Origin of the sequence: Streptomyces sp. NBC_01390 (assembly GCF_045040105.1) — a bacterium.
In the GTDB taxonomy this organism is placed as follows: Bacteria; Actinomycetota; Actinomycetes; order Streptomycetales; family Streptomycetaceae; genus Streptomyces.
In genome coordinates, this window is the sequence record NZ_CP109551.1 from 7,115,628 (window position 1) to 7,142,532 (window position 26,905).

23 protein-coding genes and 1 pseudogene are annotated in these 26,905 nt (G+C 70.4%); 13 read left to right on the forward strand and 11 right to left on the reverse strand.

What is annotated here, in order from left to right; all coding sequences use genetic code 11:
* Positions 1-108 precede the first annotated feature (108 nt).
* Both OG241_RS32140 and OG241_RS32145 read right to left on the reverse strand, forming a co-directional pair.
* The gene (locus OG241_RS32140) at positions 109-309 is read right to left on the reverse strand and encodes a DUF397 domain-containing protein (RefSeq protein WP_405820239.1); all 201 of its coding nucleotides are present in this window, start codon (positions 307-309) and stop codon (positions 109-111) included.
* Positions 306-1,250, reverse strand: coding sequence for a helix-turn-helix transcriptional regulator (locus OG241_RS32145; protein ID WP_405820241.1), 945 nt, complete (start codon positions 1,248-1,250; stop codon positions 306-308). The genes OG241_RS32140 and OG241_RS32145 overlap by 4 nt, the downstream gene beginning before the upstream one ends.
* A gap of 147 nt (positions 1,251-1,397) precedes the next feature.
* On the opposite strand from OG241_RS32145, the gene OG241_RS32150 reads away from it, so the two are divergent.
* The gene (locus OG241_RS32150; protein ID WP_405820242.1) at positions 1,398-1,913 is read left to right on the forward strand and encodes an ATP-binding protein; all 516 of its coding nucleotides are present in this window, start codon (positions 1,398-1,400) and stop codon (positions 1,911-1,913) included.
* A 237-nt stretch (positions 1,914-2,150) separates the two neighbouring features.
* On the opposite strand, the gene OG241_RS32155 is transcribed toward OG241_RS32150, so the two are convergent.
* Positions 2,151-2,834, reverse strand: a complete 684-nt coding sequence (locus OG241_RS32155; protein WP_405820243.1) for a pyridoxal 5'-phosphate synthase — start codon at positions 2,832-2,834, stop codon at positions 2,151-2,153.
* Positions 2,835-2,859: 25 nt separating this feature from the next.
* Complete coding sequence (locus OG241_RS32160) at positions 2,860-3,279, reverse strand: hypothetical protein (RefSeq protein WP_405820245.1); 420 nt, start codon at positions 3,277-3,279, stop codon at positions 2,860-2,862.
* A gap of 83 nt (positions 3,280-3,362) precedes the next feature.
* Here OG241_RS32160 and OG241_RS32165 point away from each other — a divergent pair, with 83 nt between their 5' ends.
* Entirely contained in the window at positions 3,363-4,178 is an 816-nt protein-coding gene (locus tag OG241_RS32165) for a Scr1 family TA system antitoxin-like transcriptional regulator (protein ID WP_405820246.1), read from the forward strand.
* Positions 4,175-4,426 (forward strand): DUF397 domain-containing protein, encoded by a 252-nt coding sequence (locus OG241_RS32170; RefSeq protein WP_405820248.1) that lies wholly within the window; start codon positions 4,175-4,177, stop codon positions 4,424-4,426. Before OG241_RS32165 ends, OG241_RS32170 begins: the two co-directional genes overlap by 4 nt.
* A gap of 46 nt (positions 4,427-4,472) precedes the next feature.
* Here OG241_RS32170 and OG241_RS32175 read toward each other — a convergent pair.
* Positions 4,473-4,654 (reverse strand): annotated as a pseudogene (locus OG241_RS32175) (AraC family transcriptional regulator); the annotation flags it as partial.
* A 922-nt stretch (positions 4,655-5,576) separates the two neighbouring features.
* Here OG241_RS32175 and OG241_RS32180 point away from each other — a divergent pair.
* On the forward strand, positions 5,577-6,509 hold the full coding sequence (locus OG241_RS32180) for a hypothetical protein (protein WP_405820249.1): 933 nt from the start codon (positions 5,577-5,579) through the stop codon (positions 6,507-6,509).
* Entirely contained in the window at positions 6,502-8,055 is a 1,554-nt protein-coding gene (locus OG241_RS32185; protein ID WP_405820251.1) for an RICIN domain-containing protein, read from the forward strand. Before OG241_RS32180 ends, OG241_RS32185 begins: the two co-directional genes overlap by 8 nt.
* A 199-nt stretch (positions 8,056-8,254) precedes the next feature.
* Here the strand turns inward: OG241_RS32185 and OG241_RS32190 are convergent, their stop codons facing one another.
* Positions 8,255-10,660: an ATP-binding protein gene (locus OG241_RS32190; RefSeq protein ID WP_405820252.1), complete on the reverse strand. Its 2,406-nt coding sequence runs from the start codon at positions 10,658-10,660 to the stop codon at positions 8,255-8,257.
* 704 nt (positions 10,661-11,364) lie between these two features.
* Positions 11,365-13,587 (reverse strand): catalase/peroxidase HPI, encoded by a 2,223-nt coding sequence (gene katG, locus OG241_RS32195; protein WP_405820254.1) that lies wholly within the window; start codon positions 13,585-13,587, stop codon positions 11,365-11,367.
* Between the two features lie 307 nt (positions 13,588-13,894).
* Here katG and OG241_RS32200 point away from each other — a divergent pair, with 307 nt between their 5' ends.
* Positions 13,895-14,305, forward strand: coding sequence for a Fur family transcriptional regulator (locus OG241_RS32200; RefSeq protein ID WP_006375535.1), 411 nt, complete (start codon positions 13,895-13,897; stop codon positions 14,303-14,305).
* 117 nt (positions 14,306-14,422) lie between these two features.
* Here OG241_RS32200 and OG241_RS32205 read toward each other — a convergent pair whose 3' ends face one another.
* Positions 14,423-15,007, reverse strand: coding sequence for a TetR/AcrR family transcriptional regulator (locus OG241_RS32205; protein ID WP_405820257.1), 585 nt, complete (start codon positions 15,005-15,007; stop codon positions 14,423-14,425).
* A 137-nt stretch (positions 15,008-15,144) separates the two neighbouring features.
* Between OG241_RS32205 and OG241_RS32210 the strand changes: the two genes are divergently transcribed.
* The gene (locus OG241_RS32210; RefSeq protein ID WP_405820258.1) at positions 15,145-15,669 is read left to right on the forward strand and encodes a cysteine hydrolase family protein; all 525 of its coding nucleotides are present in this window, start codon (positions 15,145-15,147) and stop codon (positions 15,667-15,669) included.
* A gap of 201 nt (positions 15,670-15,870) precedes the next feature.
* On the opposite strand, the gene OG241_RS32215 is transcribed toward OG241_RS32210, so the two are convergent.
* Positions 15,871-17,040, reverse strand: coding sequence for a thiolase C-terminal domain-containing protein (locus OG241_RS32215; RefSeq protein WP_405820259.1), 1,170 nt, complete (start codon positions 17,038-17,040; stop codon positions 15,871-15,873).
* Positions 17,041-17,232: 192 nt separating this feature from the next.
* Here OG241_RS32215 and OG241_RS32220 point away from each other — a divergent pair, with 192 nt between their 5' ends.
* Both OG241_RS32220 and OG241_RS32225 read left to right on the forward strand, forming a co-directional pair.
* Positions 17,233-18,420, forward strand: a complete 1,188-nt coding sequence (locus tag OG241_RS32220; protein WP_405820261.1) for an acyl-CoA dehydrogenase family protein — start codon at positions 17,233-17,235, stop codon at positions 18,418-18,420.
* Complete coding sequence (locus tag OG241_RS32225) at positions 18,420-18,917, forward strand: nitroreductase family deazaflavin-dependent oxidoreductase (RefSeq protein WP_405820263.1); 498 nt, start codon at positions 18,420-18,422, stop codon at positions 18,915-18,917. The genes OG241_RS32220 and OG241_RS32225 overlap by 1 nt, the downstream gene beginning before the upstream one ends.
* 120 nt (positions 18,918-19,037) lie before the next feature.
* Here OG241_RS32225 and OG241_RS32230 read toward each other — a convergent pair whose 3' ends face one another.
* Positions 19,038-19,685, reverse strand: coding sequence for a TetR family transcriptional regulator (locus tag OG241_RS32230; RefSeq protein WP_319095383.1), 648 nt, complete (start codon positions 19,683-19,685; stop codon positions 19,038-19,040).
* A 145-nt stretch (positions 19,686-19,830) separates the two neighbouring features.
* Here OG241_RS32230 and OG241_RS32235 point away from each other — a divergent pair, with 145 nt between their 5' ends.
* Together OG241_RS32235 and OG241_RS32240 are read left to right on the forward strand one after the other, a co-directional pair.
* Positions 19,831-20,550, forward strand: a complete 720-nt coding sequence (locus OG241_RS32235; protein WP_405820265.1) for a VOC family protein — start codon at positions 19,831-19,833, stop codon at positions 20,548-20,550.
* A gap of 240 nt (positions 20,551-20,790) precedes the next feature.
* Positions 20,791-23,175, forward strand: a complete 2,385-nt coding sequence (locus OG241_RS32240; protein ID WP_405820267.1) for a PQQ-binding-like beta-propeller repeat protein — start codon at positions 20,791-20,793, stop codon at positions 23,173-23,175.
* 79 nt (positions 23,176-23,254) lie between these two features.
* Here the strand turns inward: OG241_RS32240 and OG241_RS32245 are convergent, their stop codons facing one another.
* The gene (locus tag OG241_RS32245; RefSeq protein WP_405820269.1) at positions 23,255-24,160 is read right to left on the reverse strand and encodes a LysR family transcriptional regulator; all 906 of its coding nucleotides are present in this window, start codon (positions 24,158-24,160) and stop codon (positions 23,255-23,257) included.
* Positions 24,161-24,305: 145 nt separating this feature from the next.
* Between OG241_RS32245 and OG241_RS32250 the strand changes: the two genes are divergently transcribed.
* Both OG241_RS32250 and dctA read left to right on the forward strand, forming a co-directional pair.
* On the forward strand, positions 24,306-25,424 hold the full coding sequence (locus OG241_RS32250; RefSeq protein ID WP_405820271.1) for a PrpF domain-containing protein: 1,119 nt from the start codon (positions 24,306-24,308) through the stop codon (positions 25,422-25,424).
* The gene (dctA, locus tag OG241_RS32255; protein ID WP_405820272.1) at positions 25,421-26,836 is read left to right on the forward strand and encodes a C4-dicarboxylate transporter DctA; all 1,416 of its coding nucleotides are present in this window, start codon (positions 25,421-25,423) and stop codon (positions 26,834-26,836) included. The genes OG241_RS32250 and dctA overlap by 4 nt, the downstream gene beginning before the upstream one ends.
* Positions 26,837-26,905: the final 69 nt, after the last annotated feature.

Sequence of the window (26,905 nt, forward strand, 5' to 3'; positions counted from 1 at the left end):
CGGTGATGCGGGAGCGGGGGTGGAGTTCCTGGTGACGACGAGCTGGACTCACGTGAGAAGCCCCGCCGTCCGAGTGGAACCGGCAGGGCTCTCGCGACCGTACGAACGTCAGACGCCCCGCCCGACGAACCCCGCCCACGCCTCACGCGACACGGTGAACATGGGGCCGGTCACGGCCTTGGAGTCCCGGAGGTGCACAACTGCCGTACCGACCGCGACCTCTACACACTGGCCGCCCTCGGTTCCGCTGTAGCTGCTCTTGAACCAGGCGAGGCCGGAGGCGACGGTCGAGGACTCAGCGTTGTTCATAGCGCTCCCAACAACCCTTCGATGAACCTCAATGACTCTCGCGGACTGAGAGCCTGTGATCGGATGATCCCATAGCGTGCGGCGGCGAGAACCGTCTGTTCCGGGTCGGTCTCAAGCGCGCTGGTGGCGTGTGTCTCGGCATACACGAACTTCTTGCCGTCCTTCCGCGTGACAACCGTGAACGGCCCGTTCACGCCCGCGTTGTCCTCGCAGTCGATCGGCATGACCTGGATCTCGACGTTGCGCTTCTCGCCGATCAGGAGCAGATGTTCCAGCTGTCCCCGCACCACGTCCTGGCCACCGTATCGGTGCCGCAACACCGCCTCATCCATCACAAAGCTCAACAGTGGCGACGGCCGCCGGTCGAAGATGCCATGCCGAGCCATCCGTGCCGTTACTCGCTGCTCAACGATCTCCTGGTCCAGGGACGGACGCCGCATGGCGAGCAAGGACCTCATGTACTCCTCGTTCTGGAGGAGGCCGTTGACAACATGCGTGTCATACATGAGCAGTTCCAGGCACTCCTTCTCCAGCGCCGCCATCCCCTGGAAGAAGACGGGATACTGGGCTTTCTCCACCTCCTCCTTCCACAGGCTCAGCAACCCACCCGCACCCACTGCCTCATCCGCGCGGTCGATCGTCTTCGGTGACGGAATCCTGCGTCCCTGTTCGTACGAGGCCACGGTCGCCGCCGAGTACCCGATCCGCCGCCCGAACTCCTCGCGGTCCATCCCCGCCCGCACTCGCCATGTCTTCATGGTCTGCCCGAACACGACGACGAACCCTTTCCCGGCCCCGTCCTCCGGCCGCCGCCCACCCTCGTCGCCGCTCTCCCACCCCTCGCCGAGACTCACCGCCCCGTCGCCTTCGGCGCACTCGCCACCGGCATCCGCAAGCACCCCGCCCCTCGCCGCCGCCGTACCCGCCGTACCCTCGGTCATCGACCCTCGCCTCCCCGGCCCAACGCCCGCCCACCGGACGCCGTAACGCCGCGCGCCACGTACCCGTACCGGCATCGCGCGTACAACCGGTTCACGTCGGTGCGTCACCGCTGGTCACGCTACGCGACGGGCGGCACCGTTGTCGGTATGACGACCAAACCTGCGGGCCCCACGGGCGCCACCCAACCCTTCGCCCCCACCCGCCACTTGACCCCCACACCCACCCCTGACATGCAGCCCGCCACCCGCGTCTTCGAGATGCGCTTCACCTCCACCCCCCGGGGAGCCCGCCTCGCCCGCCGCCTGGCTGCCCTGCGTCTGGACTCGTGGGGCATCCCGTACGGGACCGTCGCGCACGACACCCTCGTACTGATCGTCGGCGAGCTCACCGCGAACGCCGTACTCCACGGCCATGTTCCCGGCCGGGACTTCCACCTCCCCGTGCACACCGTGGCCGACGGTCGTACGGTCCGCGTCGAGGTCACCGACACCCGCGCCGAACGGCTGCCCCGGCGCCCGGCCGCCGTCCCGGAGTTCGACGGCGCCGAGGAGACGGGCCGTGGGCTGCTCCTCGTATCGCGTCTGGCCACCCGCTGGGACTGGCACCCGCGCGCGGACGGGCCGGGCAAGACGGTGTGGGCGGAGTACGCGCGGGGATGGTGACGCCGTGTCCGCTGTCAGATGGTGTCGTCCGGATGGACGGTGATCACGCCGACGTCCTCGTACGCTTCGGGTGTGAGAGTGAGGACCACGCGTCCGTCCGAGGCCGGTTCGAACTCGTCCACCCCACCACCGTGGACGTCGAGCCAGGTAAGACGGTCGAGCAGGTCGCCGAGTACATGGGGATCTATCGCGGGACGCCGCACAGGCGGGTCTCGAAGGCGAGGCGGACGGGATCGCCTACGGCCACAGCAGCTCCCTGAGCCAGCCCGCAGACGAACTCCCGTCCGTACGGCGGTACTTGAGGCGTACGTGACGGCGCTGAACGTCTCCCTGGAAGAACTCGGCCTCGTCGGGGCGCAGTCGGTACAACGTCCAGGTGGGAGCCGGTGCGGTCGGCTCGCGCTGCGCCCGTTCCCAGGCGTCCTGGGAGGCGTGCGCCAACTCGGCCAGGGAGCCCAGCACTTCGCTCTGGCGGCCGGTCAGCGCGGCGGCCAGTGCTCCCGTCGAGCGGGCGTGCAGGTCGGCCTGTGCCTCGGGCGAGGGGGCCGACTCGACGGGGCCCCGGAGCCGGATCTGGCGGCCGAGGGCGGGCCAGTAGAAGTGGAGCGCCGCGTAGGGGCGCGCCGCGAGTTGGCGGCCCTTGGCGCTCCCGGAGTGGGAGGCGAAGGACCAGCCGTCGGTGTCCGCGCCGTGCAGCATCACGGTGCGTACGTCGGGCAGACCGTCCGCGTCCGACGTCGCCAGGGACATGGTGTGCGGCTCGGGCTGCCCGGCCGCCACCGCCTCCGCGAACCAGGTGGTGAAGAGGGGGAGCGGTTCGGGCGGTGCCGTGTCCGGGTCGAAGGCGGGGAGGGTCGTGACCTCGGGAGACCACACCCGCAGGGTCCTGAGCAGGTCGTGAAGATCCGGTTCCGGTTCCATGGGACGAGTATCGCCGGTACGAGGGTCACTCAGGGCCCTGGCAGCCGTGCGCGAGCTGCGCCATCAGCAGCCCGTGCAGCAGCTCCGCGTCCACGAACTCCCCCGCCTCCGGCGGCCCGCAGCGCCAGCTCAGGGGGTACGTGTTGCCCTCGGTCGCCGGTACCCCGACGTACGCGGCCTGCGCCGCCGACCGCGCGAAACTCCGTGCCCCCGGCGGCCATTCGTACTCCTTGCTCTCCCCGGGCGCGAGCAGGAAGTACGTCGAGCGGCCCCCGCTCACCTCTCGTACGACGGGGCCGGGCCGTCCGTCGGTAAGGGTCAGGAGATGGTGCACGGCTGCCTCGCCGCGTACCCCGTCCACGCGGACGGCGTCGAACTGCACTCCGGCGAGACGTAGTTGAAGGCCGGACTTGGGGACCCAATTCGGGGGGAGTTTGCTCGTCATAACCACAAGAATTCCGCTGAATACGTAGCGTGACCAGCAGGACGCGGTGTACTTCAGTGGTTGTGGGGAGGACGGTGGTCGTTGTGGGATCGAACGGTGAGGTGTCGAAGGAGCGGAAGCTTGTGGGGGAGCTGCTGCGGATCTCACGGGTTCGGCTCGGGCTGACGCAGAAACAGGCGGCAGACGTGCTGCTCGTCGCGGAGTCCACGTACGGGTCGTACGAGCGGTGCGAGCGGATTCCGACGACCGATTTCCTGCGGGACGCGGATCCGGGGCTCGACGCGCGCGGCGCGCTCATCGCCTGCATCGAGATGATGGAGGAGGAGAAGTACCCGCCGAAGTACGCGAATTGGGTGCGGTTGCAGCGGCTGGCTCAGATCATCAGCGGTTACGAGGTGATGGTGATCCCCGGCCTGTTCCAAACACGGTCGTACACACGTGCGCTGTACGAGTCCCGCGTGCCCGCCTATACGGAGGAGGAGATCGAGCGTCACGTCGACGCCCGGTTGGAACGCCAGTCGGTCCTGACCAGGAACTCGCCGCCCCGTCTGAGCTACGTGATCGAAGAGAGCGCGCTGGAGAAGGAGTTCGGCGGTCCGGCAGTGCTGAAGGAACAGCTGTTGCAGCTGCTGGAGTACATGCGGACGCTGAACCATCTGACGGTCCAGGTCATGCCGAACGCACGGCACGCACACGCCGGGCTGCAAGGGCCAATGCAGTTGATGAGTACCGAGGAAGGCCGCAATCTGGTGTTCGTCGAGTCCCAGGCAGGCAGTACGTTGATCTCCAAGCCGGAGCAGGTCAACGGGCTGTTCGACCTGTTCGGGATGCTGCGGGCCCAGGCGCTCACACCCTGGGAGTCCGCGGAACTCATCGAGAGGAAAGCGGGGCAACTGTGAACACGACGGAACTGGACTGGTTCAAGTCCAGCTACAGCACCAACGAAGGCGGCGCCTGCCTCGAAGTCGCCTACACCTGGCGGAAGTCGAGCTACAGCACCAACGAGGGCGGAGAGTGCGTCGAAATAGCCGCCTGCCCCCACACCATCCACATCCGCGACTCCAAGAACCTGAGCCTCGACGCCGACGCCCCCACCCTCGCCGTCGCGCCCGTCACCTGGACGACATTCCTCCGTACCGTCGGCTGACGTACGCGTCCGTCGGGCCACTCCGTGGGGGTGAAGGCTGCTGGAAGAGGGCTACCGCACCACCCGGTGTCCGCGCGCCCTGCCGGGACCAGCTGTCGGGGTCGCCGTGCACGACGCGCAGCGCCTCGTTCGCTGGGAGCTCCGTACGTCGCAGCCGACCTGGGCGACCGTCGTCACCCCGACCGACGCGGCTTTCGCGAGGGCCCCTTCCGCCGTGCCCGACCGCATGTCGAGATGAGTGGCTCCGGCACGCCCGCATCGGCTGGATGGCTGACGCCAGGGGGCTCGCCGGCGCGTAAGCCATGAAGCGAGGGAGTCCGAAGACGGGTGGTGACGCCTGAACCGGACTTCCTCGCCACCGCGCCATCGGTGACCACCCCACCGGATTCCCGGACAGGTGGCGGGCCCAGCCCCCCGGTCGGCTCGTAGGCCGGCCGAGGCAGGGGAGGACGCCCGGATCGGCGACCCTGATCCCGTGGACGCCCGGCTTTCTCACGACCGAGTATCAGTTCCGCCTGTCAGGCAGCTGTGATCCGACTGAGAGCCCACTGATACGGACGGCCGGTTTCCTGTCGGCATCGGGGTGAAACGGCTCCGGGCCACACTCGAACGAGCCAGGGAGCACGTGATGTCCACCGCCCTTGACCAGAACCCCCGCGTCTGACGCGGAACGCCGCAAGAAGCCCCCGATCCGCCGTCGCCGCCGGATACTGACCGTCGCGAGCGTCTGCTCGCCCTGCTGGGAGGTACGGCTGCCGAGGCCGGCGGCGCGTTCGCCCAGTCGCCCCCCCCGGTACCTGCACCCAGACGTGCAACAACCCCCCTCAGGGGGTGAGCGCCAACGAACACGAAGCCCCGGCCAAGCCCCTGAGATCCCTGCTGGGGCGCCACACCACCACCGTCCTTCACGGGACGCCCCGATCCGGTCACCCGCAGTGGCCGCCGGGGCGGCCGGCGTCATCGGCCCTACCCGTCCCAGGACGGCCGCCTACCCATTCAGTGCGTCCCCCATTGTTTCGGCCTGCCCCTCACCTGCATTTTCGATGCCATCCACACAGGTGGAAGGCCCGATAACGCGCGGGGACGCTCTCGCACTCCAACCGGCGCGTGCAGTGGCACGGCCGCAACCACTTCCCGACACGGAGAGCTCATGTTCAATCGAGCAGAAACGTTTCTGCCCATGTGGCGGATGCGCTACCGGATATCAGCACTCGCGGCGCTCCTCGCCGCCGTCGCGATCATCCTGACCCAGGCCGTCGTCTCGACCAGCCCGGCGCACGCGGCAAGTTGGAACAACTGCCCGAGCGGCTTCGGCAACTCCTCCTCGTGTTCCAACATTTCCAACAACGACACTGTCAGCGAACGGCAGTTGCCGTCCGAGGTGTACCGCGGGGACTCGCGGTCGCCGTACGAGATCTTTAACAACGGCTTCACGGCGATCGGCGGCGACTACGACATCCGGCGCCACGTGCAAGGCGGCAACAACGCCCGCAGCGGCTACATCTCCACGAGCGCGGCGCTGTCGGAGTCGGAAGTCTTCGCCCGTAGCCAGGGTGGCCGCAATCTCGACTCGATGGCGGCGCAGCCCAATTGCCGGACCGGCCGCCCGGTTGCGCAGTGGACTCCCTTTCCGGGGATGGGTTGGACCCTGACCGGTCAGTGCACCAACAGATGGGTGGAGGCGGACAGCTACGTGTACGTCATCGATTCCCACATGGCGCGAAACGCCCTGTACATCCCCGACCAGGTGCGCGGAGACGCCACGCTGGGGCGCTACGCGAGCCAGCAGGAGTGGGCGTACATCCACCACATCCCGAACACTGCGGTCGCCGGCGTGCGCGTGTACCGCATGAGGGCGCAAGTTGACAACAATGGCAGGATCGACTTCAGGTCTCAGACGTTCAGGTACGACCGCTTCATGGGCAATCCCGCCCATGCCCAGGCGCGGGGCACCTATGACCCGGCCGCCGACCCGGGCGCCCACTTCGACTGGCGCACCTACCTCAACGTGCCCGCGCCCGCGGCGAACCCGTATACCCGCGGCTGCAGTGCAATCAACCGGTGCAGGGACGGCAATGGCTGAAACCGGCTCGACTCTCGACACAACCGGCCACGCGGACGCCGCCGTGATCGCCCGCTCCTCGGACCCAAGGAAGACCATGTTGAACGACGCGTCGACAGCGCTGCACCGCACGCGCTCCGCGCTGCGGGAGCGGCCGGGCTCCGCCCTGCTCGCCCTCCTGTCAATTCTGCTGGCGGGCGGGTCGCTGCTGCCGGCCGCGCCCGCACACGCCGACACCACCACCACGACCGCCACCAGCGCCGACTGGGAGGAGGTTCAGGAACTCGCGGGCTACAACGGCGCCCTGACCGCGTTCGACGACCCGAACAGCGGCCCGACGATCATCTTCCCGTCCGACTACACCGGTGACATCCACGACCTGCAACACCCGAGCGACTGGACCGATTCCACTGGCGCCACGCCGACCAGTTGGCCCACCCCCACGACCGCCAAAAGCGCCGTGTTCACGCAGGACCAGCTCAACAGCGTGCAAAACGCGGTCGCCAACGCCATCCAGCCCAACGGCGACACCAAGTACTCCCTGGCCGTCACCTACGACGGCACGAGTGACCGGGTGATCACGCAGACCAACGCCCCCTCGCCCATCACCGACCCGCTGGCCGCCCAGTACCCCAACCAGGTCGTCATCCAGGGCCCGCCCGCAAACACCACCCCGCCCGCCACGTGCGTGCCGCAGACCTCGCTCACGTCCAACCCCGGCAACACCGGCGGCGCGACCGCGGCGAGCGAGCAGTTGCAGGCCCTGGCCGACTACAACTGCGCCCTGTCCGCCTTCCAGGACCCGAAGAACGGCCCGGCGATGGTCTTCCCGTCCGACTACGCCGGTGACATCGACAACCTGCAGATCCCGCAACACTGGACCGACTCCAACGGCAACACCCCGACCAGTTGGCCCACCCCGACCACTGCCCGCAGCGTCAAGTTCACCGCCGCGCAGGTTCAGAAGATCATCACCGCCGCCGTCGCGCAGATCGAGCCGGTCGGCTCGACGATCTACTACGCCGCCGCCCACTACGACGGGATGAGCGACCGGATCGTGGTGAGCACCGACGCCCCCTCCTCGGTCACCGACCCACTGGTGGCCGCCTACCCCGACCAGGTCACCATCCACAGCCAGACGGCCCCGGCGATGCAGATCGTCAACAAGAAAAGCAACCTCGACCTGGGGATCGACGGCGCCTCCACCGCGTACAACGCTGGGGTCAAGCAGCAGACCGCGGACGCCACCGCCAACCAGCAGTGGCGGCTGATCTACGCCGGCAACGACCAGTACAAGCTCAAGAACGTCAACAGCGGCCTGCTGCTCGGCATCGCCGGCGGCGTCGGCAACCCGGGCGCCCCCGCCGTGCAATGGGACGACGACGGCCACGACGACCACCTGTGGAAGGTGGTCGACGCCGACCGCGGCTACGTCAAGCTGGTCAACATGCGCAGCGGGCTCCCGTTGGACGTCGACGGAGCCTCGACCGACCCCGGAGCGAGCGCGCTCCAGAACACCGACAACGGGACCGATTCCGAGCTCTGGCAGCTGACTCCGATCAGCTGACGAGTGGCGGTCGGCGCCGCGGGCATGGCCCGGGCGGACGACGAACCGGCCCGGGGCGCGCGCACCTGTCGTGCGCGACCCGGACCGGTTCATGTGTCGCGCTCCGCTCCCTCGTTGTCGATCAGACGACGACCCGGGGCAACTGGCCGACCCGGGACGGCGATTGGCGTCCGTCGGAAGATTGACGAGTCTCCCCGGCTCAGCCGCGTAGCTTGTAGCCGAAGCCGCGGACCGTCTCGATCCGCTCTCGGCCGATCTTGGTGCGCAGGCGCATCACCTGCACGTCCACCACGTGGGTGTCGCCCGCCCAGGCGCTGTCCCACACCCGCTCCAGCAGGATCTCCCGGGTGAGCACCGTGCCGGGAGAGGCGGCGAACGCGCGCCACAGCTTCAGCTCGGTCGTGGTCAGGTGCAGGCGTTCCCCGCCCCGGTACACCTCCAGTGACGCGGTGCAGTACGCCACGTCGCCGAATCGGAACGTGCCGGGCCGCCGGTCGTCGGCGGCCCGCACCTGGTGGCCGGGTTCCACAGGGACGGGCCGGGTGCTCTCCCCGGGCTCGGTGCCACCGTCGGATTCGGCGGTCAGGGCGAAGTCGACGGCCCGGCCGGGGGTGTCGTGCGCGCAGCCTTCGGCGAAGGCCTTCGCGTACGGCGCCTCGCCCAGCGCGTCGATGACGGCCCGCTCGCAGCGCTCGTGCTGTTCGGCCATCTGCGGCCCCAACGCGGAGATCGAGCTGCCGGCGTCGCGCCACAGGACGTCCGCCGTACCGAGCAGCCGGGCGGCCCGCTCGTGGGTGCCGCCTTCGGCGGTGGCCCAGGCGAGCAGCCCCAGCATCGTGGCGACCATCGCGTGGTCGTCGAAACCCCGCATGCTCTCCAGCGCGGCCCTGACCAGGTTCTTGGTCCTCTCTCGGTCACCGCGGGCCCATGCGTCGTGGCCCAGGGCCATCAGAGTCAGGGCCCGGCCCCACCGCTCGCCGCTCGCCTCGGAGGCGGCGACGACGCGTTCGCCGGTCTCCGCCGCCCGGGGATCACCGGCGTACGTCTGGCCGCTGACCAGCGCGAGCCGCCAGGAGGTCGCCTCGTGCTCGTCGCCCAGCTCCGTCGCGGCGGACAAGGCAGTCTCGTACCGGCGGATGGCCTCCTCGAGCTGCCCCCGGTAGTGCGCCGAGACGCCGCGCAGTCCGCTCGCCCTGTTCCGCACCCAAGTGTCACCCGACGACTCGCCCAGTGCGTCGGCCTCGTCCAGCCAGCCGTCGGCTGTCGCCAGGTCGCCTTGCGTCTGCGCAACCCAGGCGGCGCAGAGGAGCGCGCGGGCACGCTCGGGGCTGGGCTCGCGCGAGGCGGCGAACGCCCGCTCGAACTGGCGGCGCCCCTCGCTGAGGAAGCCGCCGGTGGACCAGTGCCAGCACAGCGAGGCGGCCAGGGCGAACCGGGCCCGCGGATCGCCGTCGTAGTCCAGGGCGGCCAGCAGATTGGCGTGCTCGGCGCGCATTCGGGCCAGTTTCTCGGACTGGCCGGGCCCGTACCAGCTCTGGTCCACGCGCTGAGCGAGGGCGAGGAAGAAGTCGCGGTGGTGGCGGCGCAGTTCATCCTGCTCGCCGGACTCCCTGAGCCGCTCCCGGCCGTACTCCCGGATGGTGGACAGCAGCCGGTAGCGCGGCAGACCGTCGACTTCGCAGGTCAGGACGACGGACTGGGCGACCAGCCGGTCGAGGAGGTCCAGCACCTCGGCCTTGTCGATGCCGTCGCCGGAGCAGATGCTTTCGGCGGCCTCCAGGCTGAACCCGCCGGCGAAGACTGTCAGGCGGTCCCACAGCAGCCGCTCGGCCGGGGTGCACAGCTCGTGGCTCCAGTCGATCACCCCGCGCATGGTGCGGTGGTGGACCGGGGTCGTCCGGCTGGCGCCGGTGAGCAGCGCGAAGCGGTTCTCCAGGCGTTCTGTGAGCTGCCCGACGGACAGCGTGCGCAGCCGGGACGCGGCCAGCTCGATCGCCAGTGGCAGCCCGTCCAGGTCCGCGCACAGGCGGGAGAGTCCCGGCCGGTCGGCCTCATCGACGCGGAAGTCCGGCCGGACGGCGGTGGCACGGTCCAGCAGGAGCTCCACCGCCTCGGCCTCCGGAAGCGGCGAGAGGGCGAACATCTGCTCGCCCCGGACGTCCAGGATGTGACGGCTGGTGGCGAGGATGCGCAGTTCGGGAGCGGCTGCCAGGAGGGTGGTGGCCAGTTCGGCGCAGGCGTCGATCAGGTGCTCACAGTTGTCGAGCACCAGCAGGGCTCGCCGTCCGGCCAGGTAGCCGGTGAGACGGTCCAGGACGGGCAGGGCCCCGAGGTCGGGCACCCGTAGCGCGCCGGCCGCCCTGGCCGTCACCGCTGAGGGGCCGCTCACCGGGGCGAGGTCCACCAGCCAGACCCCGTCCGGGAACGACTCCCGGGCCGCGGCGGACACCTCCAGTGCCAGCCGTGTCTTGCCCACACCGCCCATGCCGGTGAGCGTCACCAACCGCCGTGTCCGAAGCAGGCGGCGGATCTCGGCGATCTCGTGCCGCCTGCCCACGAAAGTGGTCAAGGGGGTGGGCAGATTCCCGTGCTCAACGGCGGTCATCCGGTTCTCTCTCTCGAGCGCGGGTCGGCACCGGTCCACACCGGGCTGTCCGGGCAGTACGGGGAGAGGTGGCTCGGGTGAGCGCGGGCGTGGCGGATTCCGCGACGTTCGGAGGGAGAGCCGAGCAGGGCCTGAGTCACGGCGAGGGTGACCAGCTCGCCATCGCGGGGCCCGGGCGGTGCCGGATGTGGCGGTTTGTTCAGCATGATCGCCGGTTCTCTCGTAGAGCGCGGTGGTGAGGGAGCCCGGATCAGGCGTCATTGCCCGTCTTCGGCTTCCCTCGCATCATGGCTCATGTGCCGACCCGGGCCGACCGGCCCTTGGCATCAGCCAACTGGCGTGCCCTGACGGGAGGCGCTGAGCGCCGAGGAGACTCGTGCCGCTCCCGTGTTCCGCTGGTGGGGCCGGTGGAGCCCTGTCATCCAGTGGACGCCCTCAGTGGACGCGCTACCCCCGGGTAAATGCGCTCGACCTGTGCACTTTTGATGCTGATTTGAGCATTTCTTGACCCGGGGCCCGGAATGCTTTGCCTACGCATGGGGTGCACGCTCAGACGACATGCGACCTGCTCAGACGGGGTGTGAGCCGCTTCACGGCGTCCCGTCGAACACCTCCCGCCTCGGCAGCGGAAACGAAAGACGTCCAGGTCGGTCCGTACGTGTGTACGGGCCGACCTGGACGTCGTGACTCAGTCGATCAGCGGATCAGACGAGGTCGAAGCGGTCCGCGTTCGACACCTTGACCCACGCCTTGACGAAGTCCTTGACGAACTTCTCCTTGGCGTCGTCGCTCGCGTAGACCTCCGCGACCGCGCGCAGCTCGGAGTTGGAGCCGAAGACCAGGTCGGCACGGGTGCCGGTCCACTTGACCTGGCCCGAGGCGTCGCGGCCCTCGAAGGTGTTCTTGTCCTCGGAGGTGGCCGTCCACTCCGTGCCCAGCTCCAGCAGGTTGACGAAGAAGTCGTTCGTCAGCTTGCCGGGGGTGGCGGTGAAGACGCCGTGCGAGGAGCCCTGGTGGTTGGCGCCGAGGACGCGCAGGCCGCCGACGAGGACGGTCAGCTCGGGGGCGCTCAGGCCCAGCAGGTTCGCCTTGTCGAGCAGCAGGAACTCGGCGGGAAGGCGGTTGCCCTTGCCGAGGTAGTTGCGGAACCCGTCGGCGGTCGGCTCCAGGGCGGCGAAGGACTCGACGTCCGTCTGCTCCTGCGTCGCGTCCACGCGGCCCGGCGTGAAGGGGACCTCGATGTCGAAGCCGGCGTCCTTGGCCGCCTTCTCGACGCCCGCGGCGCCCGCGAGGACGATCACGTCGGCCAGCGAGACCTGCTTGCCGCCGGACTGCGCGGCGTTGAAGGACGACTGCACGCTCTCCAGGGTGCGCAGCACCGTGGCGAGCTCGTCCGGGCTGTTGACCTCCCAGGAGGCCTGCGGCTGGAGGCGGATACGGGCACCGTTGGCGCCGCCGCGCTTGTCGCTGCTGCGGAAGGAGGACGTGGCCGCCCAGGTGGTGGAGACCAGCTGGGACACGGTGAGGCCGGACTCGAGGATCTGCGCCTTGAGGGCGGAGACATCGGCGGCGTCGACCAGCTCGTGCGTCACCGCGGGCAGCGGGTCCTGCCACAGCAGCGTCTCGGACGGGACCTCGGGGCCGAGGTAGCGGACGACGGGGCCCAGGTCACGGTGGGTCAGCTTGAACCAGGCGCGGGCGAAGGCGTCCGCGAACTGGTCCGGGTTCTCGTAGAAGCGACGGGAGATCTCCGCGTACGCCGGGTCGAAGCGCAGCGACAGGTCGGTCGTGAGCATCGTCGGGAGCTTCGACTTCGACGGGTCGTGCGCGTCGGGGATGATCGCCTCGGCGTTCTTCGCCACCCACTGCTGGGCGCCGGCCGGGCTGTGGGTCAGCTCGTACTCGTACTCGAACAGGTTCGTGAAGAACCCGTTGCTCCACTGGGTCGGCGTGGCGGTCCAGGTGACCTCGAGGCCACTGGTGATCGCGTCGCCGGCCTTGCCGGAGCCGTGCGTGCTCTTCCAGCCGAAGCCCTGCTGCTCGATCGGGGCGGCCTCGGGGTCGGGGCCGACGGCGTCCGCCGGGCCGTTGCCGTGGGTCTTGCCGAAGGTGTGTCCACCGGCGATGAGGGCGACGGTCTCCTCGTCGTTCATCGCCATACGGCGGAACGTCTCGCGGATGTCGCGGGCCGCGGCGAGCGGGTCCGGGTTGCCGTTGGGGCCCTCCGGGTTGACGTAGATGAGGCCCATCTGGACGGCGCCGAGGGGCTCCTCCAGCTCACGGTCGCCGGTGTAGCGCTCGTCGTCGAGCCAGACCTTCTCGGGGCCCCAGTACACGTCCTCGTCGGGCTCCCACACGTCCGCGCGTCCGCCGCCGAAGCCGAAGGTCTCGAAGCCCATCGACTCCAGGGCCACGTTGCCCGCGAGGATCATGAGGTCGGCCCAGGAGAGGTTCTGGCCGTACTTCTTCTTGACCGGCCACAGCAGACGGCGGGCCTTGTCCAGGTTGCCGTTGTCCGGCCAGCTGTTCAGGGGGGCGAAGCGCTGCTGACCGGCGCCGCCGCCACCGCGGCCGTCGCTGATGCGGTAGGTGCCCGCGCTGTGCCAGGCCATACGGATCATGAACGGGCCGTAGTGCCCGAAGTCGGCCGGCCACCAGTCCTTGGAGTCCGTCAGTACCGCGGCGATGTCCTGCTTGACGGCCGGGAGGTCCAGGGTCTGGAACGCGGCGGCGTAGTCGAACTCCTCGCCGAGCGGGTTCGAGACGGCCGGGTTCTTCGCGAGGATCTTCAGGTTCAGCTGCTCGGGCCACCACTGGCGGTTGCCGCCGCCCTGGGTCGGGTGCGCGGCGCGCGTGTGCGCGACCGGGCAGCCGCCCGTGCCCTCGGTTTTCGCGTCGGTGACGATCGCGTCGTGGTTCTCAGACATGGGAATCCTTCCGGACGGGGCAGATCTCGGTACCGCTCACGAACTGCGTGCTCAGGAACTGGGGGGTGGGGGTGGTGGGTCGGTCGGGCACGTGGAGGAGGTCACACACGCCGTCACGTCTCACTGTCTCCTGCGTATGCCGTACTGGAGTCTCTTCCTGTCCCTCGGCTCACTTGGCCATCGCCGTAAGCGATCCTACAATGGACAAGGTCCAAGTCAAGAAGTGTGACAAATCCATATCCTATCGGAACCCGGACGTCCACTGGTAAAATCCGTGTATTCCACCGAACCTGAATAGGTGAACCATATGAGCGACCTGCTGGAGCGACTGCGTGGACGCGGCTGGCGGATGACTTCCCAGCGGCGTGTCGTTGCGGAGGTCCTCGACGGCGAGCACGTCCATTACACGGCCGACGAAGTGCACGCCCGCGCGGCCCAGCGGCTGCCGGAGATCTCCCGTGCGACCGTCTACAACACCCTGGGTGAGCTGGTCTCCCTCGGGGAGGTCATAGAGGTCGCCACGGACGGCCGCGCCAAGCGCTACGACCCGAACGCGCACCACCCGCACCACCACCTGATCTGCTCCAACTGCGGCACGATCAGGGACGTCCACCCCACCGGCAACCCCCTCGCGGACCTCCCGGCGGAGGAACGCTTCGGCTTCACGGTGTCCCAGGTGGAGGTCACTTATCGGGGGCTGTGCGGCGCCTGCGCGTAGCCCTCCGCCGGGGTGCCGCGGGGGGTTGTTTTCCTCTTGCGGCGCCGTCGTGGCTTGTCGCGCAGTTCCCCGCGCCCCTGTCGGGGCGCTGTCGCACCGCAGGTTTCGCCGGACCGCCTAAGGCTGCCTCGGTGTCCTCGCCTGCAGCCCGTCGCACAGCACCGCCAGGGCCAGGCGCGGGTCCGCGGCCGCGTTCGCCCGGTGGCGCAGGGCCAGCAGGATGCCCGACAGGATCGCCATCAGGTCCGCGATGCCGATGTCGGCGCGGATCGTGCCGGCGGACTGGGCGCGGGTCAGCAGGTGGCCGATCACGCGGCGCAGGTCGGCGGAGGTCGCGTCGACCGTCGCCCGGACCTCGGGGCCCGCGTGGGCGATGGCGTCGATCAGATCCGCCTTCGTCACCGCGTCCGTCACCAGCCGGTCGAGCACCGTGAACAGTGCCGCGCCCGGGTCCTGTGCGTCGAGCAGGGTGCGGGCCTCGGCGAGGAGCGGGTCGAGCCGCTCATGGACCACCGCCTCGAACAGGCCCTCCTTCGTGGGGAAGTGCCGGTACAGCGTGCCCGGCCCCACGCCCGCCCGGCGCGCGATCTCGTCCAGGGACACCGAGAGCCCCTCGGCGGCGAACGCCTCCCTCGCCACGGCCAGCAGTCGGTCCCGGTTGCGGCGGGCGTCGGCGCGCAGGGGTCGGTTCTCGGTCGCCATCTCCGGGTCTCCCTCGTCGTGCACCAGGTAAACGGGGCGCTGTCTCCGGTACGGTGGTGTCAGTATCTAACCGGGGCGCACTCTCCGATTCTAGTCCCGGCCGCTGCCGCTTCCGCCCCTCCCACAAGGAGAACCCCGTGGCCATCCCTGACGCCGCCCCCGCCCCCCGTACGGCGTTCCTCGCGCTCGACTACGTCACCTACATCGTCGACAACTTCAGCCACGACCCCTCGGTCGCCGAGCGCGCCGCACACGCCCTCGCCGCCGCCCGTACGGCCGGGCTGCCCGTCTTCCATGTCGTCCCGCAGGGCATGGCGGAGCAGATACACCCGCTCCTGGCCCCCGTCGAGGGGGAGACCGTCCTGACGAAGACCAGCTTCAGCGCCTTCGCCACCACCGACCTCCGCGAGCTGCTGGAGGCCGCCGGCGTCGGCCGGCTCGTCGTCGCGGGGGTCGCCACCTCAGGCACCGTGCTGTCCACCACCCGGTGGGCGGTCGACACCGGCTTCCAGGTCACCGTCTGCGCCGACGCCTGCGACGACCCCGACCCCGAGATCAACGCCGTACTGCTCGACGAGTCGGCCGCCCCGAAGAGCTGGATCGGCCTGTGGCGCATCGCCGACGTCCTGCCGGCGGACGAGATCCCCGAGCTGCGCCCGTGACGGGAGACGAGAGGAACCGGGGTCACGTGGGTGTCGTGCGAACTCCGCTGCCCAGGACGCGCCCTTCAGGGGCGCGGGGAACTGCGCGACCAGCCACAACGGGCCCGCAGTCAAAGAAATGGCCCCGCACAAAGCGCTCAGCACAGGGCGCGGCCCAGATCGGCCGAGCCGCTGACGGGTCGCCCGCGCTCATCTCCCGGCTCACCCCCGCCCCAGCACCACCGTCCCGGACGAGCAGAACCAGCCCCCGGTGCCGGAAGCCACCCCGAGCTGCGGCAGGCCTCCCGCAGGCGTACGGACCTGTCGTGCACCCCCGTCCCCGCGCAGTTGCCGCACCGCCTCCACCAGCAGGAACAGGCCCCGCATTCCCGGGTGTTGGGCCGAGAGGCCGCCCCCGTCAGTGTTGACCGGCAGCTCGCCGCCAGCCACCCTCAGACGGCCCTTAGCGGCGTCTACGAACTCCCCGCCCTCGCCCTTCCCGCAGAAGCCGAGGTCCTCCAGCGTCACCAGCGTCATATAGGTGAACGCGTCGTAGATCTCCGCGAAGTCCATCTCGTCAGGCCGAACTCCCGCCCGCTCGAAGGCGATCCGCCCGCTCACCGCCGCCGGGGACACCGTGAAGTCCTCCCACTCCGACATGCTCACGTGCGAGACGTGCTCCCCCGTGCCCAGGATCCACACCGGCCGCGTACGGCAGTCCCGTACGTACTCCTCGGCCACCAGCAGCACCGCCGCGCCCCCGTCCGAGCGCAGGCAGCAGTGGAGCTTGGTGAAGGGGTCCGCGATCATCGGGCCGTCGAGCACCTCGTCGACGGTGATCGGCGTCCGGAACATCGCCTCCGGGTTCAGCGCCGCGTTCGCCCTCGCCTGGACCGCGACCGACGCCAACTGCTCGATCGTCGTGCCGTATTCGTGCATGTGCCGGCGCGCGGCCATCGCGTACTTGGCGATGAGTGTGTGGCCGTACGGGACCTCGAACTGCAGGGGGCCGCGCGCGCCGAAGGAGAGGTTCCCGGTCCGGCGGCCCGCCTTGACGTCCGCGCGGGCCGTGGAGCCGTAGACGAGGAGTACGGCGTTCGCGTGGCCCGCCGCTATCGCGTCCGCCGCGTGCGCCGCCATGACCTCCCAGGTCGAGCCGCCGACCGAGGTGGAGTCGACCCAGGTGGGGCGCAGGCCGAGGTATTCGGCCACCTCGGCGGGGGCCAGTGTGCCGAGACCCGCGGACGCGAAACCGTCCACCACCCCCCGGCCGAGCCCCGAGTCCGCCAGTGCCCGCCGGGCGGCCTGCGCGTGCAGCGCGTACGGGGTGACGTCGTCCACCCGGCCGCAGTCCGACAGGGCCACCCCGACGATCGCGACCTTCCGGCTCATCGCCCGTCCTCCCGCCGTCCGTCGCCCGTTCGTTGTCGACTCAGCATGAATCTGACGGTATATCAGCTCCGACACTGTGCGGCAGGGTCCGTCCGCCCTAATATGACGGTCCGTCAGATGCTCCAACTCGAATACGTCAGATCCGTCAGTTCCCGCTGAACGGGCGCCGCGGACGCCCAGGAGGGGCAGGTCATGGACGCCCGTTTCACCCCCGAGCAGGACCACATCCGCCGTACCCTCCGCGAACTGCTCGACAAGCGGTGCGCACCCGGCGACGTACGGGCCGCCGTCGACACACCCGCCGGGTACGACCCGGCCCTCTGGACCGCCCTCGCCGGTGACCTCGGTCTGCCCGGCCTGGCCCTCCCGGAGGCGCACGGCGGGGTCGGCGGCACAACGACCGAACTCGCCCTCGCGGCAGAGGAGTTAGGGAAGGCCCTGGCACCCTCTCCGCTGCTCGCGACCGCCGTACTGGCCGCCCCTCTCATCACCGCCCTCGGCACCCCCGCCCAGCGCGCCGACCTCCTCCCGCGCATCGCCTCCGGTGCCCTGACCGCCACGCTCGCCGTCCCCGGCACCGCACTGGCCGCCGTGCTCTCCCTGGGCGGCGTGCCCGACCGCGACTGGGCCGGGGGAGGGCGGGCCGGAGGGGTGCAGGCGACCCGGAAGGACGCGGGCTGGCGGCTGTACGGGCAGGTCGGGCAGGTTCTCGACGGACACAGCGCCGGGCTCCTGCTCGTCGCCGCGCACGCCGGTGGCTACGCCCGTTCGCGTACCCTTCTCTTCCTCGTCCCCGGCGACGCTCCCGGCCTCGTCCGCACCCGGCAGACCTCCCTCGACGCCACCCGTTCCCAGGCTCGCCTCGAACTGCGGGACGTGCCCGCCGAGTTGCTGGGTGACGAGGACGCCGACGTCGGCGGCTGCCTCTCCCTCGCCGGAGACGTCGCCGCCACGGTGCTCGCCGCCGAGGCCGTCGGGGCCGCCGACCGGATTCTGGGGCTGACCGTCGAACACGCCCTGCGGCGTGTGCAGTTCGGGCGGGCGATCGGGTCGTTCCAGGCCGTCAAGCACCGGCTCGCCGATGTGTACGTCCAGGTCCAGGCGGCCCGCTCGGCCGCCTACTACGCGGCCTGGGCAACCGCCCACGAGGGTGAGAGAGTTGGCGGGCTCGCCCTCGCCCAGGCCCTCGACTCCCTCCGGACGGCCGCCGCCGAGGGCATCCAGCTGCACGGCGGTATCGGCTTCACCTGGGAGCACGAGGCCCAGCTGTACTTCAAGCGCGCCGCCGGTGACGAGCTGCTGTTCGGGCCGGTGCACCGCCTCCGGGCGCACGCGGCCGAGGCCGCGCGGCTCTTCGACACGGGAGAGGTGACCGTCTGATGCCTGTGACAGCGACGAGGGTCGTGAAAGCGGTCCAGAAGATGTCCTCGGCGCCGGCCTTCGCGCGGATCGCCCCGCACGTCGTCCCCGCGCTCGACCGCGCCGTACACCGGCTTACCAGGGGAAAGGTGCTGCTCAGCGCCCAGCTGCTGCCCGGGGTGGTGCTCACCGTCCGCGGGGCGAAGAGCGGGCTGCCACGGCATACCCCGCTCGCCTGTATGCCGGAGGATGCGGAGAAGGACTCCAACCACAGCTGGCTGCTCATCGGGTCCAACTTCGGGCGTGCCGGTCATCCCGCCTGGACCGCCAACCTCCTCGCCCATCCGGACGCCGAGGTCAGCTGGAAAGGGGAGGACATCCCGGTCACGGCCCGGCTGCTGGCCGGTGCGGAGCGGGACGTTGCCTGGAAGGCGCTGCTGGCGTTCTGGCCGCCGTACGCGACCTATCAGGCGCGGGTCGAGCGGGAGATCCGGATCTTCCGGATCGTACGGCGCTGAGTACGGGGCGAACTTGTCGCCGGTGCGCGACAGGCGGTGGTCACCGTAGTGAACCACCGCCTGTGTGACAGGACTTGGGCCGATTGAGGCGGCCACGGAATCTGGAATAGAAGGCCGGCGCTATTTCGTCGGCTTCTTCCCCGTCACGCCCAGGTGGACCAACTGGGCCAGGTTCGGCTTCAGTTCGGCCTGTTTCACACCCCAGGTCTGGAAGCCCTTCTGATGTGAGGCCACCGCCGCGAGCATCGCGACGAGGGAGCCGGCCATCGCGGCGGGGTTGACGTCCTTGTCGACCCTGCCCTTGGCCTGGAGCTCGGTGACCGTGTCCGTAAGGGAGTTGGTCACGGAGTTGAGGATCTTCATGCGGATCTTGTAGAACCGCTTGTCGCCCTCGGCGGCGCCGAGATCGACGACCCTGAGGATCGCGTCGTTCTTCCGCCAGAACTCCAGGAACCCGTCGACGAGTTCCTGGGCGGTCTGCCAGCCGGCCTTGCCGACCCAGGACCGCCCCGCGAGCAGCTGGGTCAACCCGGCGCCCTCGGTGGCCATTTGCTCGGCGATCTCCAGGACGGCGCCTTCGACGTCCGGGAAGTACTGGTAGAAGGTGGCGGGTGAAGTCCCCGCCTTCCGGGCGACATCGATGACTTTGACGTCCCGGTAAGGGGAGGAGCTGAGCATCTCGCTGAGGCAGTCGAGCAGCTTCTGCCGGGTCGCCTGCCCACGCCGACCCGCCACTCGGCCGTCGACGGTACGCACTTGTCCTGTCATGCCGTCAGCTTACCGAGGGGTGATCGGAGCGCGATTCGGCCGACTGCAAATGGGGTGCAATGGTGATCTGTGGGCGCTCAGGGGCGGCTTTGCCTGGTCCCGCGCCTGCTCTGCGGGATGCGTGAAGGACCGTTAACTTGACGGTATGGCCGAAAACAGGGCATCCGCCCGCACAGAGGGCGTCCCCTGCTGGGTGGACGCCCAGCTGCCCGATGTCGAGGCGGGCAAGCGTTTCTACGGTGAGCTCTTCGGGTGGACCTTCCAGGAGAAGGAGGGCCTCACGCAGGCCCTGTGCGACGGCGAGCCCGTCGCCTCCCTCGCCCACAAGGCCGACGGCCGGATGCCCACCGTGTGGACGGTGTACTTCGCCAGCCCGTACGTCCACGCTCTCGTCGCCCGGATCCACGCGGCCGGAGGGCAGGTGATCACCGCGCCGGTTCCCTTGGGAGAACTGGGGACCATGGCACTGGCCGCCGACCCCGAGGGAGCCGTGTTCGGCCTCTGGCAGGCCGGTACGCACGACGGTTTCGGCCGCCGCCACGAGCCCGGCACCTTCGCCTGGGCCGAGCTGTACGCCCGGGACACGGCCGTCGCCAACACCTTCTACGGCAACCTCTTCCACGAGGCGCTCTTCGGCCCGGACGCGACCCCCGACTTCGGCCGGGCCGCGGTCTCGGAGGTGTTCCCGGCCGAGATGCCGCCGCATTTCCTGGTCCACTTCGCCGTCGAGGACATGACGGAGGCGCTCGGGACGGTGAACCGGCTCGGCGGCCGGGTCCAGGTGCCGCCCTTCGACACTTCGTACGGGAATGTGGCGGTCGTCACGGACAATCAGGGAGCGTCGTTCGCACTCCTCCGAAAATGAGCCGCCAGCAGCTGTCATGAACCGCCAGGAACGGGCGTGAGCCGTCGCGAGAGCGCCCGCGTGCAGGGTGTTTGTGACTGTTTGGGTAGAGACATCCCGTTTCGGACGCGAGTTCGCAACCTGTGCCCCGGCCAGGAAGAATCGGGGTGCGTGCCGCCAAGGCGGTGGCGGTGGTGAGACGCTGCACGGGGTCGCGTACATATGTAGGTGACGCGGCTCGTACGGGGAGGTGGCAGGCAAGTGGTGGATCAGCTGACGCAGCACGATCCGCGGCGGATCGGGCCGTTCGAGGTGCTGGGACGGCTGGGTGCCGGCGGCATGGGGCTGGTCTATCTCGCGCGCTCGGCCTCGGGCCGGCGGGTGGCGATCAAGACGGTCCGGACGGAACTCGCCGAGGATCAGCTGTTCCGGGTCCGCTTCACCCGTGAGGTGGAGGCGGCGCGGGCCGTCTCCGGCTTCTACACGGCCGCCGTCGTCGACGCCGATCCGCGTGCCGCCGTGCCGTGGCTCGCCACCGCGTACGTTCCCGCGCCCTCCCTTGAAGAGATAGTGAACGAGTGCGGGCCGATGCCGGCCCAGGCGGTGCGCTGGTTCGCGGCGGGGGTCGCGGAGGCGCTGCAGTCCATCCACGGCGCGGGGCTCGTCCACCGCGACCTGAAGCCGTCGAACGTACTGGTCGTCGAGGACGGGCCCCGGGTCATCGACTTCGGTATCGCGTCCGGCGTCTCGAACACCCGTTTGACGATGACGAACGTCGCCGTCGGTACGCCCGCCTACATGTCCCCCGAGCAGGCGAAGGACTCGCGGAGCGTGACCGGCGCCAGCGACGTGTTCTCGCTCGGCTCGATGCTGGTCTTCGCGGCCACCGGCCACGCCCCCTTCCACGGCGCGAACCCGGTCGAGACGGTCTTCATGCTGCTGCGCGAGGGCCCGGACCTCGAAGGGCTGCCGGACGAACTCCGCCCCCTCATCGAGTCCTGTATGCAGATGGAGGCGACCAACCGCCCCAACCCCGCCGACCTCCAGGCGCAGCTGGCCCCCCACCTCTTCGGCTCCGGCTCCGACGACAGCGGTACGGCCTCCGCATGGCTGCCCGAACGGGCGACGGCCCTCATCGAGCAGCGCCGGGGAGGCCGTCCGGCGGCGAAGCCGCAGTCCTCCGGTGGCCGCAGCGGCGGCAGGCTCGCGATCCCGCCGCCGCCCTCGCACGACCCGGCGCCCGGTTTCGGACGCGGCCCGGGACCCGGTCTCGTACCCGGCCCGATGCCGTCCGCCCTGCCCACCGGGGCGCCCGACACCGGCCCCGTGCGGCTGGCCGGCGCACCCGTGCCCATCGGCCCCGGTCCGCGTGTCTCGGACGCCCGCGCCGCCGCCGTCCAGGCACCCCCGCCGGAGTCCGGCCTCGTCGCCTCCTGGTCGCGCCCCCGCCCCGGCGTCAACGGCGCCGACCCCAACCCCGTGCCGGTCGCGCCGCAGCTGCCCCCGGAGTCGCCCGCGGGCTGGCGCCCCTGGCGTTTCCGTATGTCGAACGATGTCTGGGGCACCCCGGCCGTCGCCGGTGACCTGGTCTACGTCACCTCCTTCGAGGTGCACGCCCTCGACGTGATGACGGGCCGCCGCCGCTTCAAGACGCGGGACGTCGCCTGGTCGATGGCGGTCGCGGACGGCCGCATCCACGCCTCCGACGGACCGACCCTGTTCGCGCTCGACGCCCGCGAGGGCATGGACCTGTGGCGTCTGTCCACGGACGCCTGGGTGTACTCGCTGAAGGCCGACCGGGGCACGGTCGTCACCGGTACGCGCGGCGGCGGCGTCCAGGGCTGGGACGCGGCCACCGGCCGGAAGCTGTGGGAGCACACCGGCGCCCAGACGGACTTCGAGTCCCCGGAGGCCGGCCCGCACGTCCACGAGGGCACGGTGTTCGTGTGGCAGGAGGGGCGCCTGCGCGCCCTGGACGCCCGTACGGGTGACGAGCGCTGGTCCTACCCGATCGGCGACACCGCCTCCTGCGGCGGAGTCCCGGTACGGCTGACCCCGGGCCCCGACGGCCAGGTGTACGTCTCCGCGGGCACCCGGGTCCTGGCGATCGACGTCGCCGCCGGCCACGTCCGCTGGCACTTCGAGGCCCCGGCGGTGTTCCTCTCGCCGCCCACCTTCGCGCCCGGCCCGGCGGTCACGGGCGGCGGCGTCTACCTCGCCGACTACCTCGGCACGGTCTACGCCCTCGACGCGGCGGACGGACGGGACCGCTGGCGGATCGCGACCGAGTCGCGCGCGTCGATCGAACCGGTGCTGGTCGCGGCCGGCCATGTCCACGTGGGCAGCGGCAAGGGCCTGTACACCCTGGACGCGGTGACGGGCACGCCCAAGTGGCGCTTCCAGGCGGGCGGCGACATCGTCGGCGCCCCGGCGGTGGCCGAGGGCCGTATCCACTTCGGCTCGACCGACCACCTCCTGTACACCCTGAAGGCCGACGACGGCCGCCTCAGATGGAAACTGGCGACCGGCGGCGAGATCACCGGCGCCCCGGTGGTCAAGGACGGCGTGGTGTACGCGTGCAGCAAGGACCGGTGCGTGTACGCACTGGACGCGGAGAAGGGGACGGGGACGGCCCGGACGGCCTGAGCCGGCACCCCGAGATCGCCGTCGAGTACGTGCACGAGCGTGACCGTCGTCCGACCGGTGGGCGGGGTTCGTGTCGGCGTCAGGGTGTTCGAGCCGCGGCGGCGTCGCGGAGGAGGCCGGCGAAGGTCAGGGCGGCGGGGGTGAGGGGGTGGTCGCTCATGCGCACCAGGAGGATGCGGCGGACGGGGCCCGGCGGCTGGAGCGGCAGGACGGCGACGCCGGGCCGGATGCCCTCCAGGGCCAGGGTGGGGGCGAGGGCGACGCCGATGCCGGCGGCGACCATGGCCTGGGCTTCCTGGTAGTCGTGCGCCTCGTAGGCGATGTGGGGCTCGAAGCCGAGGGCGCGGCAGCCGCGGACGAGGGCCTCGGCCACCGGGTGATGCTCGGCGCGGGTGATCCAGGGGTCGTCCGCGAAGTCGGCGAGTGAGGCGGCGCCGCGGCCGACGAGCGGATGGCGGTCGCTGACGAGGAGGGCCGGCGGGTCATCGAGAAGAGGCGTGACGACGACGTCCTTGCGGTCGATCCGGCTCCAGTCGTAGTCCCACATCAGCGACATCTCGATCTCCCGGTTCTCCAGCATCGTCCAGAGCCCGGCGATGCGGGCGCTGCGGACGGTCAGCCGTACGTCGGGGTGGGCGTCCCGGAAGGCGATCACGGCCTGTGGGAGGAGCGAGGCGCCGACGGTGGGGAAGGTGCCAATGCGCAGGATGCCCGCGCGCAGGCCGGCGAAGTCGGCGAGTTCGTTCTCCGCGGCCCGCAGTTCGCGTTCGATCCGTTCCCCTCGTTCGGCCAGCGCCCGGCCGGCGTCGGTGACGCTGACGCCCCGGGCATGACGCTCCAGCAGGGGCTGTCCTGCCTCCGACTCCAGGCGGCTGATCTGCTGGGACACCGCTGACGGTGTGTAGTTGAGGGCGCGGGCGGTCGCTGTCACCGAGCCGCGCCGGGCGACCTCGGTGAACAGCAGGATGCGTCGGACATCGAGCATGCCGCCCCCCTGGCGTTAACTTCAGCTTAATAGCCATGCAGATTTCCGAGATTGTACTTCACGCTGCCGTAACCCACCGTGGAGGACGTCCCGCACAGCGAACACGTCGGCGGGCTCCCCCTTCCATGTGTGCAAGGAGTCGGCTGTGCTGCGTCTGCAGGGCGAGATGATCCGCGGAGGAACCAGCAAGTGCTGGATCTTCGACCACCGGGACGTGGCCGCCACGGGCGTGGATGTCGATGCCCTGCTGCTCGCCGCCTTCAACGCCGCCGACCCCCGTCAGATCGACGGCGTGGGCGGCGCTTCCTCCACCACCTCCAAGGCCGCCGTCGTCCAGGCGTCGACCCGGGCCGGCGTGGATGTCGAGTACGCCTTCGCACAGGTCGGAATCGGCGACGAGCGCGTGGAGTGGGCCAGCAACTGCGGCAACTGCGCCACAGCCGTGGCCCTGTACGCCGTCCACCACGATCTCGTGCCGATCGCGTCGGACACGACCACCGTCCGCATGCTCAACATCAACACCGGGGCCCGCCTCACCGGCACGATCCCCACCCCCGGGGGCATGGTCCCGGAGGAGGGCACGGCCACGGTCCCGGGTACCTCGGCGCCGGGCGTGCCGGTCCTGCTCGGCTTCCAGGACCCGGCGGGCTCGGCGACCGGCCGCGCTCTTCCGACCGGCCGGGCACTGGACGAGCTGGTCGGCCCGGACGGACCCGTCGAGGCGTCCCTGGTGGACGCCGGTGCTCCGGCCGCACTCTTCGAGGCCAAGGCGTTCGGCCTCGACGGCACGGAATCCCTCACCGAGTTCGCCACCGTGGTGCCCGCGCTGACCCTGCTGCGCCGCCAGGCAGCACTGGCCATGGGCCTGGCCCGCGAGGGCGATCCGGTCAGCCACGCGGTGCCGAAGGCGGGCATCGTCGCCCGGCCCGCCCCCTATCGCACCGCACAGGGCGTACTCGTCAACCAGGACGAGTACGACCTGGCCGTACGCATGGTCTCCATGCACGCTCCGCACCCGGCGATCGGTCTGACCTCCGCCGTTGCCCTGGCCGTGGCCGCCGCCACCCCCGGCACCCTCGCCCACCGCGCCGCCCGGCAGACCGCCGACGGCACGCTGCGCCTGGGCACCCCCGCCGGCGTGGTCACCACCCAAGCCGTCCCCACACCGGACAGCACGTCTCCTACGGTGCTGCTGCACCGCGCCGCCCGACGTATCGCCCGAGCCGAACTCCTCGTTCCCGTCCTGGAAGGACGCCCCGCATGAGCCGCAACGACGCTGCCCCGGGTTCCGTCATCGCACCAGCGGGCCGCATCCGCCGGATGCTGTCCCACCTCTACGTCCAGTGCCTGATCGCCGTCCTCCTCGGCGCCGCCGTGGGCTGGCTGTGGCCGTCCGTCGGCGCCGAGCTGAAGCCGCTCGGTGACGGCTTCATAGCCCTGGTGAAGATGCTCATAGCGCCGATCATCTTCTGTACGGTCGTCCACGGCATCGCCTCCATGGGCAACGCCCGCGCTGTCGGCCGCGTGAGCCTGAAGGCACTCGTCTACTTCGAGGTGCTGACCACCATCGCCATGGTGATCGGCCTGGTCGTCGTCAACGTCGTCAAGCCGGGCAGCGGTCTGCACGTCGACATCTCGACCCTGTCCACCAAGGGCCTGCCGCCGGCGGCGACCACGACCCACGAGGGCTTCGCCGAGTTCGTCCTCGCCATCGTCCCGGCCACCCTGGTCAGCGCCCTGACCGGCAACGAGATCCTGCCGGTGCTGCTGGTGTCCGTGCTGTTCGGATTCGGCCTGCACGCCAGCGGAGAAGCCGGCCTGGGCATCGCCCGCAGCATCGAGAAGTTCTCCACGGTCCTGTTCACGCTCATCCGCTGGATCATGCGGCTCGCCCCCATCGGCGCGTTCGGCTCGATGGCCTTCACCATCGGCAACTACGGCCTGGGCACCCTGCGCCATCTGGCCCTGCTGGTCGGCTCGTTCTGGCTGACCGCTCTCTTCTTCGTGCTGGTCGTCCTCGGGACCGTGATGCGCCTGAACGGACTTCGGCTGCTGCCCTTCCTGCGCTACATCAAGGAAGAACTGCTGATCGTCCTGGGCACCTCCTCCACCGAGCCCGTCCTGCCGCGCATGATGGCCAAGCTCGAGCACGTGGGCGCCTCGAAACCGGTCGTCGGCATCACGCTGCCCGCCGGGTACTCCTTCAACCTCGACGGCACCGCCATCTACCTGACCATGGGCTCGGTCTTCCTCGCCCAGGCCCTCGGTATCGACCTCAGCCTCACCCAGCAGCTCGGCATGCTCGCCGTCATGCTGCTCACCTCCAAGGGCGCCGCGGGCGTCACGGGCTCCGGCTTCATCGCCCTGGCCGCCACCCTCAGCGCCGTCCCGCACGTCCCCGTCGCCGCCCTCGCGCTGATCTTCGGCATCGACCGGTTCATGTCCGAAGCCCGCGCCCTGACCAGCCTGGTCGGCAACGGCGTCGCCACCCTGGCCGTCGCCCGGTGGGAGGGTGAGCTGGACGAGGACCGCGCCAAGGCCGTCCTGCGCGGAGAGATCCCCTTCGTCCCCGCCCCCGCTCCCTCCGCGGTGACGGCCGAGCCCGATCCGAAGCAGACGCCCGCACCCGAGGCGATACCCGGCCCGTCCCGCGACCCGGTCCCCGCCACAAGCTGACATCGCGTGGACGGGCCGGCCCGGAGCAGCTGCCCCGGGCCGGCCCGTCCACGTCCCCGACAGGACGTC